Origin of the sequence: Cellulomonas chengniuliangii (genome assembly GCF_024508335.1) — a bacterium.
Lineage (GTDB): Bacteria > Actinomycetota > Actinomycetes > Actinomycetales > Cellulomonadaceae > Cellulomonas_A > Cellulomonas_A chengniuliangii.
Genome location: NZ_CP101988.1, coordinates 1,922,176 through 1,937,748 on the forward strand (window position 1 = coordinate 1,922,176; position 15,573 = coordinate 1,937,748).

Below are 15,573 nucleotides of genomic sequence, written 5' to 3' on the forward strand. Positions count from 1 at the left end.
AACCGACGCGGGGCCCTCGTCGGCTCAGAGCCGCGCGAGCCGGGCCAACAAGGTCTGGGACGGCACGGCCCATGCGCCCGACGCCTGGACGTCGGTGGCGATCTCCTGGTCGCTCGTCACCACCACGACTACGCGCCCGGGGGGCTCGGCGCGCACGATCCGGCGGATCAGGTCGTCGGCGATCTCCCCCACCGAGAACAGCGCCCGCACGTTCCGTGGCCCCGTCGCGGCGCCCGAGTGCCCCGGCTGGCCGTCGAAGCAGCACGTGACCTCGGCGCCGGTGCGGGCCGCCACGTTCGACAGCGCGTCGAGCAGCCGACGCCGCTGGTCGGTGAGCGACAGCTGCGGATACGCCGCCTTGGAGACGTTGTACCCGTCCACCACGAGATGCGCGTGGGGCAGTGCCAGCAGGTCGTCCAGCAGCGCCGGATCCTGCACCTGGCGCCCACGGGACGTGGGGCGGTTGGCCGCGGCGCCCGGCTGGGTCGCCACCGTGTCAGCGGGGCGCACGGCCACCGGCGGCAGCCCGAGCTCGTGGCGCAGCGCGGTCCCGGCGTCGACCACCGTGTCCAGCAGGAGCCGGGCCCGCGCGGTGGCGATGTCCTGGGCGAGCCGCGCCTCACCCCTGCTGGCAGCGCGCTCCGCCTCGGCGACGCGCCGGTCCGCCGCGGCGGCGGCGCTGTCGGCGGCGGCCTGGTCGAGCAACGCCCGCGCCTCGGCACGAAGGGCCTGCGCCTCGCTCCTCGCCGCGCGCGCCTCGCTGCGGGCGCGGTCGGCGTCGGACCGCAGCTTGCGCTGTTCGCGGCGCAGCGCAGCGGCCTCCTCCTGCGCCGACGACGCCTCGAGCCTGGCGGCGCCGAGTTGGGCGGTGACCCGGGCTGCCTCCAGCTCCGCGCGCTCGGCCCGGCGCTCCATCATCTCGAGCATGCGGCCGCCTGGGCTGCCGGCGCGGGCGCCGCCATCGGGGTCCGGCTCCTGGTCCGCGACCGCGGCGCGCGCCAGCTGCTGCCATCCGGCCGGGCGCAGCAGCCATGCTCCGACGGCCAGCTCGACGCCGTCCGCGGCAGGAGCCGGCGCCGGACCCTCGTCCGCCTCGAGCGGCGGCGCGTCGGGGTCCGGGACGGTGGTGAGGCCCGCTGCCACCGCGTCCGCGAGCTCCGGGCGGGCATGGCTCCACACCCGGGCCACCCGGCCGCGGAAGCCGTCGTCGTGCTGCAACGCCTGCCACAACGGCTGGGCGCCAGCGCTCGACCGCCGCCGCGGCGCGAACCGCTGGACCTGCCGCAACGCCGCCGGGACGTCCTTCGGCTCCATCTGCCCGAGCACCTCGGCTGCTGTGCGGACCAGCGAGGACCGCACCGGCTCCGGCAGCCCGACCTCGTCGCCGCCGGCCGTGTCGTCGCTCATGCCGCCCACACTAGGCGGCGCCGCTCCCACCCGGGCGCCATGGGGTCGGCGGGCAGCGTCAGCAAGCGGCGGGTGGGCAGGCAGTGCGCGTGCGGCGTCACCCGTGGCGCGCGGCGAGGCTTGTCAGCGCTGGCGGATACCGTGCGCAGCATGCCGACCAGCCCGCCCGTCGAACCGACGCGCGCCGACCTCGCGCTCCCCCGACCAGGCCAGCCGGTCCAGCTCGCCCTCGACGAGCTCGGCACCCCGCTATCGGAGGTCACCTTCGTGGTCGTGGACCTCGAGACCACCGGCGGCACCCCGCAGTCGTCGGCCATCACCGAGATCGGCGCGGTGAAGGTCCGCGGCGGGGAGGTGCTCGGCGAGTTCCAGACCCTGGTGAACCCTGGCGGCCCGATCCCCGCCTTCATCTCGGTGCTCACCGGCATCACCACCGCGATGGTGGTCCAGGCGCCGCGGATCGAGGAGGTGCTGCCCAGCTTCCTCGAGTTCGCGCGGGGAGCCGTGCTCGTCGCCCACAACGCGCCGTTCGACATCGGGTTCCTCAAGGCGGCGGCCGCGCAGACCCACCACCCCTGGCCGTCGCCGCAGGTGGTCGACACCGTGCGGCTCGCACGCGCCGTGGTCACGCGGGACGAGGCCCCGAACCACAAGCTCGGCACGCTCGCGGCCCTGTTCCATGCGACGGTCGCACCGGACCACCGCGCGCTGTCGGACGCCCGCGCCACGGTCGACGTGCTGCACGCGCTGCTCGGGCGCCTGGCGCCGCTCGGGGTGACCCACCTCGAGGACCTGGCGACCGCCACCGACCCCGTGCCCGCGGAGGTCCGCCGCAAGCGCCATCTGGCCGACGGCCTGCCCGACGCTCCCGGCGTGTACATGTTCCGGGGGCCGGGCGACGAGGTGCTGTACGTCGGCGCCTCCACCACCTCGCTGCGCACCCGGGTGCGCACGTACTTCACCGCATCCGAGAAGCGTCGGCGCATGGCCGAGATGGTGCGGATCGCCCACGCCGTCACGCCAGTGGTGTGCGCGACCCCGCTGGAGGCTCGGGTGCGCGAGCTCCGGCTCATCGCGGAGCACTCCCCGCGCTACAACCGGCGCTCCCGCTCCCCCGAGCGCATGCCGTGGGTTCGCCTGAGCGCGGAGCCGTACCCCCGGCTCGTGATCGTCAGGCAGGTCCGCGCCGACCCGCCCGACGGCCCTCCCGCGAGCCACATCGGCCCGTTCGCCTCCCGCGGCGCGGCGCAGAGCGCCATCGACGCCCTCCACGAGTCGTTCCCCATCCGCCAGTGCGCGCGGCGCCTGCCGGTGGCCCCGTCGCCAGGCGCCAGCTCCTGCGCCCTCGCGGGGATGGGAAGGTGCGGAGCCCCCTGCGTCGGCGGTCAGAGCATCGCGGACTACTTGGGCGTGGTCGCCCAGGTCGGCAGCGCGATGCGGGGAGACCCCGCGCCCGTGGTGCTGGCCCACGCGACACGGATCGCCGACCTGGTGGATCAGGAGCGTTTCGAGGAGGCGGCCGTCGCACGCGACCGGCTCACGGGCTTCCTGCGCGGCGCGAGCCGGGCGCAGCGACTGGGCCCGCTCGCCCGGTGCCCCGAGCTGGTCGCCGCCCGGCCGCGCGACGTCGGCGGGTGGGAGATCGTGCTGGTGCGCCACGGGCGGCTGGCCGGCGCCACGACCACGAGCCGCGGCGCAGACCCGTGGCCCGCGATCCGCGCCCTGCAGGTGACGGGCGAGCAGGTGCAGCCGCCCGTGGCCCCGGCGCCAGCAACCCATCCCGAGGAGACGGACCTCGTGCTGGCATGGCTTGAGTCGCCCGGCGTGCGTCTCGTGAGCGTCGCCCCGGACGCCGCTGCCACGGTGGACGAGGCCAGCACGGCTCGCGGCGGCGGGTGGGCCTCCCCTGTGCGCGGTGCGCAGGCCTTCGTGGACGATCCGGCCGCCATCGCCAGGCTCCTCGCGTCACTCGCCTCCGGGCGCGGGCCGGACGGGCGTCCCGAACCCGCAGGCGACACGGACGCCCGCCCGGGTGGCGGGATGGGCGTGGGCGCCACCGACGCGGCATGATGACGCCATGCTGACTGCGATCGTCCACATCGACACCGAGGCCGCGCGAATCCCCGAGGTCGCCGCCGCCATCGTCGACATCCCTGGCGTGAGCGAGGTCTACTCCGTGACGGGCGGCGTCGACCTCATCGCCGTGGTCCGCGTGCGCGAGCACGAGGAACTCGCCGACGTCATCGCCGACAAGGTCAGCAAGGTCGAGGGCGTCATCCGGACGCAGACGTTCATCGCGTTCCGCGCCTATTCCCAGCACGACCTGGAGCAGGCCTTCGCCCTCGGCATCGAGGACTGACACGCGCCGACGGCATCCCTGAGGGACCGGCGCCCAGCGGGCGCGGCCGCTCAGGGATGTCGTGCGCGCGCTAGCCGGCCGAGGCGGCGCGCCACCGCTCCAGCACGTCCGCGGCGGCGCCGGAGTCGACGGCCGCGGCGGCGAGTCCCAGGCCGGCGGCGAGCCGCTCGACGAGCGTCCCGTCCGCAGTGCCGGGCAGCGTGCCGTCCGCGGCGAGTGCCGCAGCGGCGTTCAGCAGCACGGTCTCCCGGGCGGGAACCCGCTCGCCGCCCAGCACCTCGCGGAAGACGCCCGCGTTGAACACGGCATCGCCGCCGCGCAGGTCCTCGGTGCGCACCGGGGCGAGGCCGAGGTCGGCGACAGCGTCGACGTCATGCTCGGCCACCGACCCGTCGCGCACCTCCCACACGTGGGACACGCCCGAGGGGACCAGCTCGTCGAGCCCGTTCGGCCCGCGGAAGACGAGGGCACTGGTCCCCCGGCTCGCGAGCACTCCCGCGACGAGCCCAGCCATCCGCGCGTCCGGCACCCCGATCGCCGTCACGGCCGTCCGCGCGGGGTTCGTGAGCGGGCCGAGGAAGTTGAACGCGGTGGCGATGCCCAGCTCGCGCCGGGCGACCGCGGCGTGCCTCATCGCGGGATGGAAGACCTGCGCGAAGCAGAACGTGATCCCCACCTCGGTCGCGAGCTCGCGTACGCGCTCCACCGGCAGGTCGAGCCGCAGGCCCAGCGCCTCGAGGACGTCCGCGGACCCTGAGGACGACGACGCGGCGCGCGCCCCGTGCTTCACCACGCGCAGTCCGGCCCCCGCGATGACGAGCGCCGCCATGGTCGACACGTTCACGGTGTGCGCACGGTCGCCACCGGTGCCGACGATGTCGACGCTGCGTCCCGGCACGTCGATCAGCTGGGCGTGCGCGAGCATCGTGTCGGCCAGCGCGGTGAGCTCGTCGACGGTCTCGCCCTTCGAGCGCAGCGCCACGAGGAACCCCGCGATCCGTCCCGGCGACGCGTCCCCGCGCATGATCTCGCCCATCACCCAGGCGGTCTGCTCGCGGGTGAGGTCCTGGCCCGCGACGAGGGACGTGAGGAGGTCGGACCAGGTCGCGGCGATGCTCATCCCGCGAGGGCCTGCGTGGCGACCAGGCTCGCCACGGCGCGCTGGACGTCCTCCGGGTCCAGCGGGCGGCTCAGCACCGCGTCGGCGTTCGACCACGACGCCAGCCACGCGTCTTGCGGGCGGCCGGTCAGCAGCAGCACCGGCGGGCAGTCGTAGACCTCGTCCTTGAGCTGCCGCGACACGCCCATGCCGCCGGTCTTGGCGGCCTCCCCGTCGAGCACGAGGAGGTCGTAGCGTCCGGTGGAGGCCTCGGCGATCACCGCGGCGGGCGAGGCGACCTCGACCCACTCGATGTCGGGGGCGCCACGGGTGAGGCGGCGGCCGACGGCCAGGAGGACCTCCTGGCGGGCGTCGACGTCGTCGCTGTAGAGGAGGATGCGAGGCGCGCGCGCCTGCCCCTCGCCAGCGTGCGGGTCCAGCGTTTCGCCCGTGCTCATGGTGCTTCCTCATTCATCTCGGCATGCCTGCAGGGGCATCTTGGCATGTTCGGCAGCGCAGACGCGCAGACCACAAGCATCCGCGCCGAACGAGCCCAGAAACTGACGGTGTGACATTTAACGCGCGCCGCGCCTAGGTCTAACGACCCATGCGGACGTGTCCTAGGCCATAATGGCGGACGTGTCGACTGCAACGGCTGCTCCCAGCACCTCAGCCCATCTGAGCGTCAACCGCCCGAACCCCGTTTCTGTCGGGACAATCGTGTGGCTCGCCAGCGAGCTCATGTTCTTCGCGGGCCTGTTCGCGATGTACTTCACCATCCGCGCGGCGGTGCCGAACGAGTGGGCGGTGCAGACCGAGCTGCTGTCGCTGCCGTTCGCCCTCGGCAACACGTTGATCCTCGTGCTGTCCTCCGTGACCTGCCAGATGGGCGTGTGGGCCGCCGAGCGGTTCCAGCCCGTGCGCACCGGCAGCCTGCTCCAGGTCAACCGCTGGGGCATGAACGAGTGGATGACGTTGACCTTCGTCATGGGCTCGATCTTCGTGGCCGGCCAGGTGTTCGAGTACGCCGAGCTGGTCGAGCACGGCCTGACGATCTCCTCGAGCCCGTATGGCTCCGTCTTCTACCTCGCGACGGGCTTCCACGGCCTGCACGTCGTCGGCGGCCTCATCGCCTTCCTCTTCCTGCTCGGACGCTCGTTCTCCGCGAAGCGGTTCGGCCACCACGAGGCGACCACCGCGATCGTCACCTCTTACTACTGGCACTTCGTCGACGTCGTGTGGATCGCGCTCTTCGCGGTCATCTACATGCTGCAGTGACCAGTGGCGCACCGCGCCGCCCGTTTGAACCCCTGACCCACCGTGCGAGACGAGGACCATCCGTGAAAGCACTTGCAGCCCGCAGGCACCACCGGCACGCGCCGGTCGTGCTGCTCCTGCTGGCGCTGCTGGCCACCGGCGTGCTGTACGCCGTGCTGGCGCCGACGTCGGCTGACGCAGCCGACTCGGCCAGCGCGAACGACATCGAGGCTGGCGACAAGCTCTTCCAGGCCAACTGCGCGACGTGCCACGGCCCCTCCGCCGAGGGGACGGGGAGCGCCCCGTCCCTGATCGGCGTCGGCGCCGCCTCGGTCGACTTCCAGGTCGGCACCGGCCGGATGCCGATGGCGATGTCCGGCCCGCAGGCCCAGGCCAAGCCGCCGCAGTTCGACGCGGAGCAGACCGCCCAGCTGGCCGCCTACGTCGCCTCGCTCGGCGCCGGCCCCGGCATCCCGGTCGCGGAGCAGGTGGACCCCAGCAAGGGCGACGCCGCCAACGGCATGGCCCTGTTCCGCACCAACTGCGCCATGTGCCACAACGCCGTCGGCGCCGGCGGAGCGCTGTCCGAGGGCAAGTACGCGCCGCCGCTGCTGGAGACCAGCAACACGCACATCTACGAGGCCATGGCGACCGGCCCGCAGTCGATGCCCGTGTTCAGCGACGCGAACCTCACCTCTGACGAGAAGCGCGACATCATCGCCTACATCGACGCGCAGCGGGAGCCCTCCCCCGGCGGGATCAACCTCGGCTCGCTCGGGCCTGTCAGCGAGGGCCTGTGGGTGTGGGTCGTGGGAATGGGACTGCTCATCGGAGCGTCCGTCTGGATCGGAGCGAAGTCCTCGTGAGCACGCAGCAGAACCCCGGCCACGGCGACGAGGTCGTGGCGCACGAGGGCTCGGCCCCGGCGACCCACTTCGAGAACCCGGGCCTCCCGCCGCATCGTCCGCGCCAGGCGGACGTCAATCCGGCAGCGGCGAAGCGCGCCGAGCGCCAGATCGTCGTCCTCTTCGCCATCTCGATCATCGGCACCATAGGCACCGTCGTCGCGTGGTCGCTCGTCCCGCCCGGCGACACCCCGAGCAGCATGCGGCTGTCGAACTTCCTCATCGGGTTCGGCTTGTTCCTGAGCCTGATGGGCATCGGCGCCGCCGCGGTCCACTGGGCCAAGACGCTCATGAACGACCACGAGAAGGTCGAGATGCGCCATCAGCAGCGCAGCTCGGACGAGACGCGCGCCGCAGCCGTCGAGGTCCTCAAGGAAGGCGCCGCCGACTCCGGCATCGGCCGACGCGGTGTCCTCAAGGGCGCCGCGGTGACCTCCCTCGCGCTGTTCCCGCTCGCCATCGCCGTGCCCCTGATCGGCGACGTGGGCGGCAGCTGGGACGTCTCCAAGCTCAAGCACACGATCTGGCGCAAGGGCGTCAAGCTGACGACCGACCCCGCCGGGCGGCCGATCAAGGCCGCTGACGTGACTATCGGATCCGTCTTCCACGTCATCCCGGAGAACCTCGAAGAGGTCGACGCGCACGACCGCCTCAACCAGAAGGCCAAGGCTGTCGTGCTGCTGGTGCGGCTCGACCCCAAGGACCTCAAGGAAGCCGAGGACCGCAAGGGCTGGTCCTACGACGGCATCGTCGCGTACTCCAAGATCTGCACCCACGTGGGGTGCCCGGTAGCGTTGTACGAGCAGCAGACGCACCACCTGCTGTGCCCGTGCCACCAGTCGACGTTCGACGTCGCCGACGGCGCCAAGGTCGTGTTCGGACCCGCGAAGCGCCCGCTTCCCCAGCTTCCCATCGAGGTCGACGACGAGGGCTACCTGGTGGCTCAGTCCGACTTCCACGAACCTGTCGGCCCAAGCTTCTGGGAGCGCCTCAAGTGAGCACCACCACTCCGTCCCGCGGAGCGCGGGCGGCGTCCGGGACCGCCGACTATCTCGACCAGCGGACCGGCATCGGCACGGCGGTCAAGGGCTTCGCGCGCAAGATCTTCCCCGACCACTGGTCGTTCCTGCTCGGTGAGATCGCGCTCTACAGCTTCGTCGTGCTGCTGATCTCCGGCGTTTTCCTCACGATGTTCTTCGTGCCGAGCATGGGCGAGACGCATTACGAGGGCCCCTGGGCCGCCATGGACGGCGTCGAGATGTCCCAGGCGTTCGCCTCGACGCTGCGGTTGTCCTTCGAGGTCCGCGGCGGGCTGCTCATGCGGCAGATCCACCACTGGGCGGCGCTGCTGTTCATGGCCTCGATCGTCACGCACATGATGCGCGTGTTCTTCACCGGCGCGTTCCGCAAGCCGCGTGAGGTCAACTGGCTCGTCGGCTTCGTGCTGCTGATCCTGGGCCTGGCCGCCGGGTTCTCCGGCTACTCGCTGCCGGATGACGTGCTCTCGGGCAACGGCCTGCGCATCACCGACGGCGTGGTCAAGGCCATCCCGATCATCGGCAGCTACATGTCGTTCTTCCTGTTCGGGGGCGAGTTCCCGGGGACCGACATCATCCCGCGCCTCTTCACGGTGCACATCCTGCTCGTGCCAGGGCTGATCCTCGCCCTCATCGGGCTGCACCTGCTGTTCGTCGTGCTGCACAAGCACACGCAGTACCCCGGCCCGGGCCGCACCGACAAGAACGTCGTCGGCTACCCGCTGTTCCCGGTGTACACCGCGAAGGCTGGCGGCTTCTTCTTCGTCGTGTTCGGCGTGATCGCGCTCATGGCGGCCACGATGACGATCAACCCGGTCTGGAACTACGGCCCTTACGACCCGTCACCGGTGTCCGCGGGAGCCCAGCCGGACTGGTACATGCTGTTCCTCGAGGGCGCCCTGCGCCTGATGCCGGGACAGACCGAGTACGTGATCGGCGGGTACACGCTCTCGCTCAACGTCCTCATCCCCGCGATGGTGGTCCCCGGCATCCTCTTCACGGCGATCGCGGCCTACCCCTTCATCGAGGCAGCGGTCACCAAGGACAAGCGCGAGCACCACGTGCTCGACCGCCCGCGCAACGCGCCGTTCCGCACCGCATTCGGCGTGTCGTTCCTGACCGCGTTCGTGGTGCTGGTGCTCGCCGGCTCGAACGACCTCATCGCGACGCAGTTCCGGATGTCGATCAACGACATCACCTGGGCGTTCCGGGTGCTGCTCTTCGTCGGACCGGCATTCGCCTTCTGGGTGACCAAGCGGATCTGCCTGAGCTTGCAGCGCAAGGACCGCGAGCTGGTGCTGCACGGCCACGAGACCGGGCGCATCGTGCGCTTCGCGCACGGGGAGTACATCGAGGTGCACAAGCCCCTCGACGAGTACGAGCAGTGGCTGCTGGTCAGCTACGACTCTCCGCGCCCACTCGAGATCGAGCCGGCCGAGGACTCGCGCGGCGTCCGCCGCAAGGGCTACCGCAAGGACCTGCTCAAGCAGCGCGTGTCGCGGATCTTCTTCGAGGACCGCGTTGAGCCGGTCACCCCGGCCGAGCTCGCGGCGGCGCACTCGCACGGCGAGCACGACACGCTGGCCCCGGCGCCAGATCACGACCAGATCACCTCCGAGGTCGGCTCCAGTCCGGCCTCTGAGACGGACACGGAGACGCGGAATCGCTGATCCTGGTCCACAGTTGTCCTGTCCGGGCGGCGCTCCCTCTGGGTGCGCCGCCCGGCGCATATGACGGACCACCCCGACGTCTCGCGGCGAACGCCGCGACCTGAGGTAGGAGAGGCATCACGCATGGCTGACTACACCCTTCCCGATCTGCCCTACGACTACGCGGATCTCGAGCCGCACATCTCCGGGCGCATCATGGAGCTGCACCACGACAAGCACCACGCCGCGTACGTGGCGGGGGCGAACACGGCGCTCGAGAAGCTGGCCGAGGCCCGCGAGTCCGGCGACCTCTCGTCGGTGAACCTGCACGAGAAGAACCTCGCCTTCAACCTGGGCGGGCACGTCAACCACTCCGCCTTCTGGTTGAACCTCTCCCCGAACGGCGGCGACCGCCCCACCGGCGACCTGGCCGCGGCGATCGACGAGTTCTTCGGCTCGTTCGACGCGTTCCAGAAGCACTTCGCGGCGAACGCCGCGGGCATCCAGGGCTCCGGCTGGTCGATCCTCGCGTGGGACTCGATCGGCGAGCGGCTGATCATCGTGCAGCTGTACGACCAGCAGAGCAACATCGCCCTCGGCCTCGTGCCGATCGTGCTGCTGGACATGTGGGAGCACGCGTTCTACCTCGACTACGTCAACGTCAAGGCCGACTACATCAAGGCGTGGTGGAACATCGTCAACTGGGAGGACGCCGCGGCTCGCTTCGAGCGCGCGCGCACCCAGACGGCCGGGCTGATCGTCCCGCGCTGACCTGCTCGCGCCACGACGGGCGCCGGGGGCCATCGATGGCCGCCGGCGCCCGTCGCCGTCTCCAGGGGCGCCGCCCTAGTGCAGGTGCTGCGCGAGCTCGGCCCTGCTGTGCAGCCCCAGCTTGGCGAAGACGCGCGCGAGGTGGCTGTCGACGGTGCGCACCGACAGGAACAGCCGCTCCGCGATGACCTTGCTGGTCAGGCCCGCGGCGGCGAGGGCCGCGATCTCACGCTCCCGGCGGGTCAGGTCGACCCGCTGGCTCATGGTCGGGAGCCACAGGCCCACCGTGCCGAGCGCGGCGCCACGGGCCTGCGCCAGGGCGTCGTCTCCCGAGGCCAACGCCTCAGCGTGGTCGAGGACGGCCCGCGCGCGAATGCTCCCGATGGCGGTGGTCAGCTCGCGCAGCCGGACGAGCGCGCGATCGGTGAGCGCGGCGTCCGCCGCCCCGCCCGCGCCGGCGAGCGCCCCCCGCTGGCTGCGGGCGCGGATCGCCCGATGCAACGCCTCGGCCTCGATCCGCCGCATCCCCCGCCCCGCGGCCCAGGAGGCCGTGGTCATGGCGAGCTGCTCCAGGTCGTCGGCGTGCGACCACGCGGCGGTGTCGAGCAGGACCAGCCGGATCTCCCCCTGCATCGAGCGCGCGCGGCGCATCGGTGTGCGGCGCAGCCGGTCGATGAGGTCACGGGCTGCGGCCGCGTCGCCGACCGCCGCGCAGGCCAGCGCCTCGTAGGCCAGCGTGAGCCCAGTCAGGCTGCCGTCGTCGCGCAGCGGCGCGCGAGAGTTCGCCACGCGCAGCTCGCTCCGGGCGACGGACCAGCGCCCGTCGGCCGCCGCGACCATCCCCTCCGCCAGGTGGTCCAGGCAGCGGTCCATGCGCTGGAGGCCCGACGCGGCCGCCTGGACCTGGGCCAGCAGCACCCGCGCGCTCGCCAGGTCCCCTGCCCACACGCTCTGCAGCAGCCGCCAGCCGAGCAGCTCGGCCCGTGCCCAGGGGTACTCGCGGGCGGCGGCGTCCACGATCCTCGAGTACCGGGCGTCGATCGAGCGGGCGACCTCGAACTCCCCGGCCTGGCCCAGGCCGAGCATCACCGGGGTGACGAGGGGGTACCTGTCGACGTCGCCGCTCGGGCCGTCGAGCAGCATGTCGGTCGCTGCTCCGAGGTGCTCCGGGAACCGCCCGCCATAGCCGAGCATCACCAGCCGCTCGGCGGCCAGGGCCTTGCGCTCGGCCACCACCGCCGGCGCCTGCTCCCGGCCCGCCAGGTCCGCGTCGGCGGCGTCGATGGCCGCCACCGCCGCGTCCACCGAGTCGGCGCTGACCAGCTCGAGGTTCGCGATGCGGCGCGCCAGGTCGACCCGGTACTCCGCCCACTCGGCGTCGTCCACGCTCGCGCGCGCCAGCTCCAGCAGCGCGGCCTCGAGGTCGAGGCGGGCGAGGTCGGCCACCCCCTGGAACGCGTAGCCGCTCGACCGGGAGCGCAGCAGGCGGACACGGGTCAGCGGATCCGTGTGGGGGGCGGCGAGATCGAGCCCGGCGGAGGTCAGCCGGACGGTCGACTCGTGGTCGCCGCGGTACTCGGAGACCTCGGCGGCGGTCCGGAGACGGTCCACCGACACCGGGCTCCCGCACTCGAGCGACCAGGTGACCCACTGGATGAGCCCCTCCCCCGCCTGCTCCGGGTCGTGGGACGTGCGCCCGAGCGCCGTGAAGTGGGATTGGCGCTGTGCCCACGGGATCAGCTCGCGCACCGCCGCGGCGGCCAGCGGCGCCGTCCAGCGCACCGTCGGGACCATGCGGGAGCCTCCCGCGGTCTCCGACTCCGGCACGAGCTCCAGGATCCCGTCGAGCAGGAGGCCCGCCACCGGCTCTCCGAGTCCGAGCTCATCGAGGGCGTCGAGCCCGACCGTCCCGGCGAGCGCTGCGACCTCGAGGAGACGGCGCGTGGTGCGGTCCAGCCGGTCCATGCTGCCGTGCGTGATGTCCAGCAGGCGTGGTCCGGGGCGGGCGCTCCCGATCCACTGCCAGGCGCCGGCCGAGCGGGTCATGCGGCCCGAGGCGACCTCGTGCGCCACCAGCTCGTGCACCAGGTACACCGCGCCGCGGGTGAGCTGCCATGCCCGCATGGCCAGGTCCGCCGAGACCGGGCCACCGAGCTCCTGCCCGAGGAAGTCGGCCAGCTCGGTGCGGTCGAACGGCTGCACGTCCACGCGCTCGACACAGCCGTCCTTCCAGAGCTCCCGCCAGGGCGAGAGCCTGGCGGTGGAGGGCCGCGCCGTGCTGACCAGCACGATCGCCCGTCGGCGTGCCAGTGACCCGAGCAGCGCGGCCGTCGCCTGGTCGAGGAGGTGCAGGTCCTCCACCCGCACCACGGGAGCGGGCTCGCCGGACGCCCCACGGGTGGCGAGCGCGTCGGCAATCTCACGGGCCGCCTGGTCCGACGCTCGTGCCAGGTCGACCCCGGCCAGCGCCCCGCGGGGGGCCAGCGACACCTCGCCGGGCGCGGGCGAGCCCTGCACCACGAACGCGTCCCGGGAGCCGTCGGCCGCCAGCGCCTGCGTGACGGCGGTCCGCGCGAGGAACGTCGTGCCCACGCCCGGGGCCCCGACCAGGAGCACGCTCTGCCCCCGCCGCACCGTGCCGGCAACCTGCTCGAGCAGCTCCGTCCGCACCGCTCTCGACTCGGCCGAGGGCATCGCGCGCTGGGTCGGGACGAAGGACGGGAGGGAGGGCGGCGGCAGGGCGCCGTGGATCATCGCTGTGCTCCTCGAGACGGTGTGATGCGGATCCTGCCCCGTCGGAAGCATCGCCGATCGAGGGCTGCGACTTGGGTCCATTGCGCGCGTGTCGCTGATCTGCGTAGCGATTACCGATGTGGCGCCACTCCCCTGGTCCTTAACGTCGGTGATCGATCCATGAGTCCCCCTGCCCGACGCCACACGCGACCGTGCAGACCACCCGATCGTGAGGGAGTGTCCGTGCCCACCTACACCGCACCTGGCGTGTACGTCGAGGAGGTGCCCTCGTCGCAGAAGGTGCTGGCCTCGGCGCCCACCGCCGTCGCCGCCTTCGTCGGCTTCACCGAGCGCGCCCCGGGTGACGACCCGAACGACCCGCAAGGGCTGGCGCCGCGCCTGGTGACGAGCTGGACGCAGTACGAGAACCTGTACGGCGGATTCGTCGACGGGGCGGTGCTGCCGTTGTCGGTGTACGGCTTCTTCCTCAACGGCGGCTCGATGGCGTACATCGTCCGGGTCCCGAACGCGGACCCCGCGGGCGAGCCGGCCCGCCGCGCGCTGCCCGCCGCGGACCGCGCGCTGGGCCTGCCGGTCGCCGTGGAGAGTGTCGAGCCCGACGCCGACCTCACTGTCATCGTGGAGTCCGTGGACGGCGGAGCCGACGCCGAGGGCCCCTCCGCCTTCACGATCTCGATCGTGCAGGGCGATGAGACCGTCGAGTCCTACCCCGAGCTGACGCTTGGCGGCCCCCGGGACGCCGCGACGGTGATCAACGCGACCTCTACCCGCGTCAAGGTGAGCGTCCAGCTGGACGCGGCTGTCGACCTGCAGAGCCAGCTCGAGCTCCTCAAGCCCGGCGCCTACGCGCTCGAGAAGGCGGCGCCGGTCCCGGTGCCTGTCTCGGGTCGCAAGTTCGCCGGCTCAGAGTCGGCGCGCACCGGCATCAACGGCCTCGCAGTCGCGGACGACGTGACCATGGTCATCGTCCCGGACCTCATCACCGCGGCCACCCGGGCCGACGGCACGATCGACCTGAGCCTGTGGAAGGCCGTGCAGACGGCCCTGATCGCGCACTGCGAGCAGCACCCCAACCGGATGGCCATCCTCGACGCGCCTCCCGGGATGGGCCCCCAGCAGATCAAGGAGTGGCGCTCCGAGGAGGCGATGTACGACTCCCAGTTCGCCACGCTGTACTACCCGTGGATCAAGGTCGAGAACCCGGCGGCGACGAGCGGCGACGCCGAGGTGCTGATCCCGCCGTCGGGCCACGTCGCCGGCGTGTGGGCCCGCACCGACGACACGCGCGGCGTGTGGAAGGCCCCGGCCAACGACACGATCCGCGGCGTTCTCGACGTCGAGCGCTCGATCACGCAGAACGAGCAGGCGCTGCTCAACCCCGTCGGCATCAACTGCATCCGGCCGTTCGGCACACGGGGCATCCGCATCTGGGGAGCGCGGACCCTCACCTCCGACACCGACTGGTCGTACATCAACGTGCGACGCCTGTTCAACATGGTCGAGTCGACCATCATGGAGGGCACCCAGTGGGCGGTCTTCGAGCCGAACGACGTCAAGCTCTGGGAGGGCATCAACCGCACCCTCAGCGGCTACCTGCACGGCCTGTGGCAGGCGGGCGCGCTGTTCGGGTCGAGCGCCAATGAGGCGTACTACGTCAAGTGCGACGCGTCGATCAACACCCCCGAGTCCATCGCCGCGGGCAAGCTCGTGGTCGAGGTGGGGCTGGCGCCGGTCAAGCCGGCCGAGTTCGTCGTCTTCCGGATCAGCCAGAACAAGCAGTCGGCCAACTGACCGACGCCCCGCGGGCCCGGACCACCGGGCCCGCGGCCCCCATCTCAACCTGAGGAGCACCAGTGGTCGACGGACTGTTCACCAATGACCCCATCGTGGCGCAGAACTTCTTCCTGGAGATCGACGGCGAGGTCATCTCAACCCTCATCAGCGTCTCCGGGCTGGACATCGAGGTGAGCGTGAGCCGCTCCAAGCAGTCCGGCTCGGGCGGCGTGCTGCAGGAGGTCAAGGGCCTCGGCAGCGCCACCCAGACCTCCGACCTGCAGCTGTCGCGCGTCGCGCCGCTCGACTCGACGTCGGACAAGCTGTGGAACTGGTTCAACGAGATCCGCGGCACCGGGCTGGTCGCCACGGACCGCGCCGGGCAGCGCAAGAACGGCTCGATCGTGCTGTACGACACGGCGCGCAACGAGGTCGCCCGCTTCAACTTCTTCAACTCGTGGCCGAGCAAGATCTCCACCGACCAGCTGAGCGTCGAGAGCACCGACGTCGTCAAGGAGAGCATCACGCTCGTCATCGAACGGCTCGAGCGCGTCAAGTGACC

General features: G+C 72.1%; 13 protein-coding genes. 9 read left to right on the forward strand and 4 right to left on the reverse strand.

Annotation, left to right across the window (positions count from 1 at the left end; translation table 11 throughout):
* Positions 1 to 24: 24 nt before the first annotated feature.
* A complete protein-coding gene (locus NP064_RS08885) occupies positions 25 to 1,407 on the reverse strand; it encodes an NYN domain-containing protein (RefSeq protein ID WP_227569291.1) in 1,383 nt (460 codons plus the stop codon).
* 150 nt (positions 1,408 to 1,557) lie between these two features.
* On the opposite strand from NP064_RS08885, the gene NP064_RS08890 reads away from it, so the two are divergent.
* Positions 1,558 to 3,477, forward strand: a complete 1,920-nt coding sequence (locus NP064_RS08890; RefSeq protein WP_227569292.1) for a DEDD exonuclease domain-containing protein — start codon at positions 1,558 to 1,560, stop codon at positions 3,475 to 3,477.
* A gap of 7 nt (positions 3,478 to 3,484) precedes the next feature.
* Entirely contained in the window at positions 3,485 to 3,766 is a 282-nt protein-coding gene (locus tag NP064_RS08895; protein WP_227569293.1) for an Lrp/AsnC family transcriptional regulator, read from the forward strand.
* A gap of 70 nt (positions 3,767 to 3,836) precedes the next feature.
* Here the strand turns inward: NP064_RS08895 and trpD are convergent, their stop codons facing one another.
* Together trpD and NP064_RS08905 are read right to left on the reverse strand one after the other, a co-directional pair.
* Positions 3,837 to 4,886, reverse strand: coding sequence for an anthranilate phosphoribosyltransferase (gene trpD / locus NP064_RS08900; protein WP_227569294.1), 1,050 nt, complete (start codon positions 4,884 to 4,886; stop codon positions 3,837 to 3,839).
* Positions 4,883 to 5,323, reverse strand: coding sequence for a response regulator (locus tag NP064_RS08905; protein WP_227569295.1), 441 nt, complete (start codon positions 5,321 to 5,323; stop codon positions 4,883 to 4,885). Before NP064_RS08905 ends, trpD begins: the two co-directional genes overlap by 4 nt.
* Before the next feature lie 172 nt (positions 5,324 to 5,495).
* Here NP064_RS08905 and ctaE point away from each other — a divergent pair, with 172 nt between their 5' ends.
* From ctaE to NP064_RS08930, 5 genes are all read left to right on the forward strand, one after another.
* Entirely contained in the window at positions 5,496 to 6,143 is a 648-nt protein-coding gene (gene ctaE, locus NP064_RS08910; protein ID WP_227569296.1) for an aa3-type cytochrome oxidase subunit III, read from the forward strand.
* 62 nt (positions 6,144 to 6,205) lie between these two features.
* The gene (gene qcrC / locus NP064_RS08915) at positions 6,206 to 6,988 is read left to right on the forward strand and encodes a cytochrome bc1 complex diheme cytochrome c subunit (RefSeq protein WP_227569297.1); all 783 of its coding nucleotides are present in this window, start codon (positions 6,206 to 6,208) and stop codon (positions 6,986 to 6,988) included.
* Entirely contained in the window at positions 6,985 to 8,025 is a 1,041-nt protein-coding gene (gene qcrA / locus NP064_RS08920) for a cytochrome bc1 complex Rieske iron-sulfur subunit (protein ID WP_372456363.1), read from the forward strand. Before qcrC ends, qcrA begins: the two co-directional genes overlap by 4 nt.
* A complete protein-coding gene (gene qcrB, locus NP064_RS08925) occupies positions 8,022 to 9,734 on the forward strand; it encodes a cytochrome bc1 complex cytochrome b subunit (protein ID WP_227569298.1) in 1,713 nt (570 codons plus the stop codon). Before qcrA ends, qcrB begins: the two co-directional genes overlap by 4 nt.
* A gap of 123 nt (positions 9,735 to 9,857) precedes the next feature.
* Positions 9,858 to 10,484, forward strand: a complete 627-nt coding sequence (locus NP064_RS08930) for a superoxide dismutase (RefSeq protein WP_227569299.1) — start codon at positions 9,858 to 9,860, stop codon at positions 10,482 to 10,484.
* Positions 10,485 to 10,559: 75 nt separating this feature from the next.
* On the opposite strand, the gene NP064_RS08935 is transcribed toward NP064_RS08930, so the two are convergent.
* On the reverse strand, positions 10,560 to 13,238 hold the full coding sequence (locus tag NP064_RS08935) for a helix-turn-helix transcriptional regulator (protein ID WP_227569300.1): 2,679 nt from the start codon (positions 13,236 to 13,238) through the stop codon (positions 10,560 to 10,562).
* Between the two features lie 222 nt (positions 13,239 to 13,460).
* On the opposite strand from NP064_RS08935, the gene NP064_RS08940 reads away from it, so the two are divergent.
* Positions 13,461 to 15,029 (forward strand): phage tail sheath family protein, encoded by a 1,569-nt coding sequence (locus tag NP064_RS08940; RefSeq protein ID WP_227569301.1) that lies wholly within the window; start codon positions 13,461 to 13,463, stop codon positions 15,027 to 15,029.
* 62 nt (positions 15,030 to 15,091) lie between these two features.
* Entirely contained in the window at positions 15,092 to 15,571 is a 480-nt protein-coding gene (locus tag NP064_RS08945) for a phage tail protein (RefSeq protein WP_227569302.1), read from the forward strand.
* The last annotated feature ends 2 nt before the right edge of the window (positions 15,572 to 15,573 follow it).

What these genes read in the sequence shown, in the direction of transcription:
- NP064_RS08885 (WP_227569291.1), bottom strand. Translation starts at nt 1,407, where the DNA reads ATGAGCGACGACACGGCCGGCGGCGACGAGGTCGGGCTGCCGGAGCCG.
- NP064_RS08890 (WP_227569292.1), top strand. Translation starts at nt 1,558, where the DNA reads ATGCCGACCAGCCCGCCCGTCGAACCGACGCGCGCCGACCTCGCGCTC.
- NP064_RS08895 (WP_227569293.1), top strand. Translation starts at nt 3,485, where the DNA reads ATGCTGACTGCGATCGTCCACATCGACACCGAGGCCGCGCGAATCCCC.
- trpD (WP_227569294.1), bottom strand. Translation starts at nt 4,886, where the DNA reads ATGAGCATCGCCGCGACCTGGTCCGACCTCCTCACGTCCCTCGTCGCG.
- NP064_RS08905 (WP_227569295.1), bottom strand. Translation starts at nt 5,323, where the DNA reads ATGAGCACGGGCGAAACGCTGGACCCGCACGCTGGCGAGGGGCAGGCG.
- ctaE (WP_227569296.1), top strand. Translation starts at nt 5,496, where the DNA reads ATGGCGGACGTGTCGACTGCAACGGCTGCTCCCAGCACCTCAGCCCAT.
- NP064_RS08930 (WP_227569299.1), top strand. Translation starts at nt 9,858, where the DNA reads ATGGCTGACTACACCCTTCCCGATCTGCCCTACGACTACGCGGATCTC.
- NP064_RS08935 (WP_227569300.1), bottom strand. Translation starts at nt 13,238, where the DNA reads ATGATCCACGGCGCCCTGCCGCCGCCCTCCCTCCCGTCCTTCGTCCCG.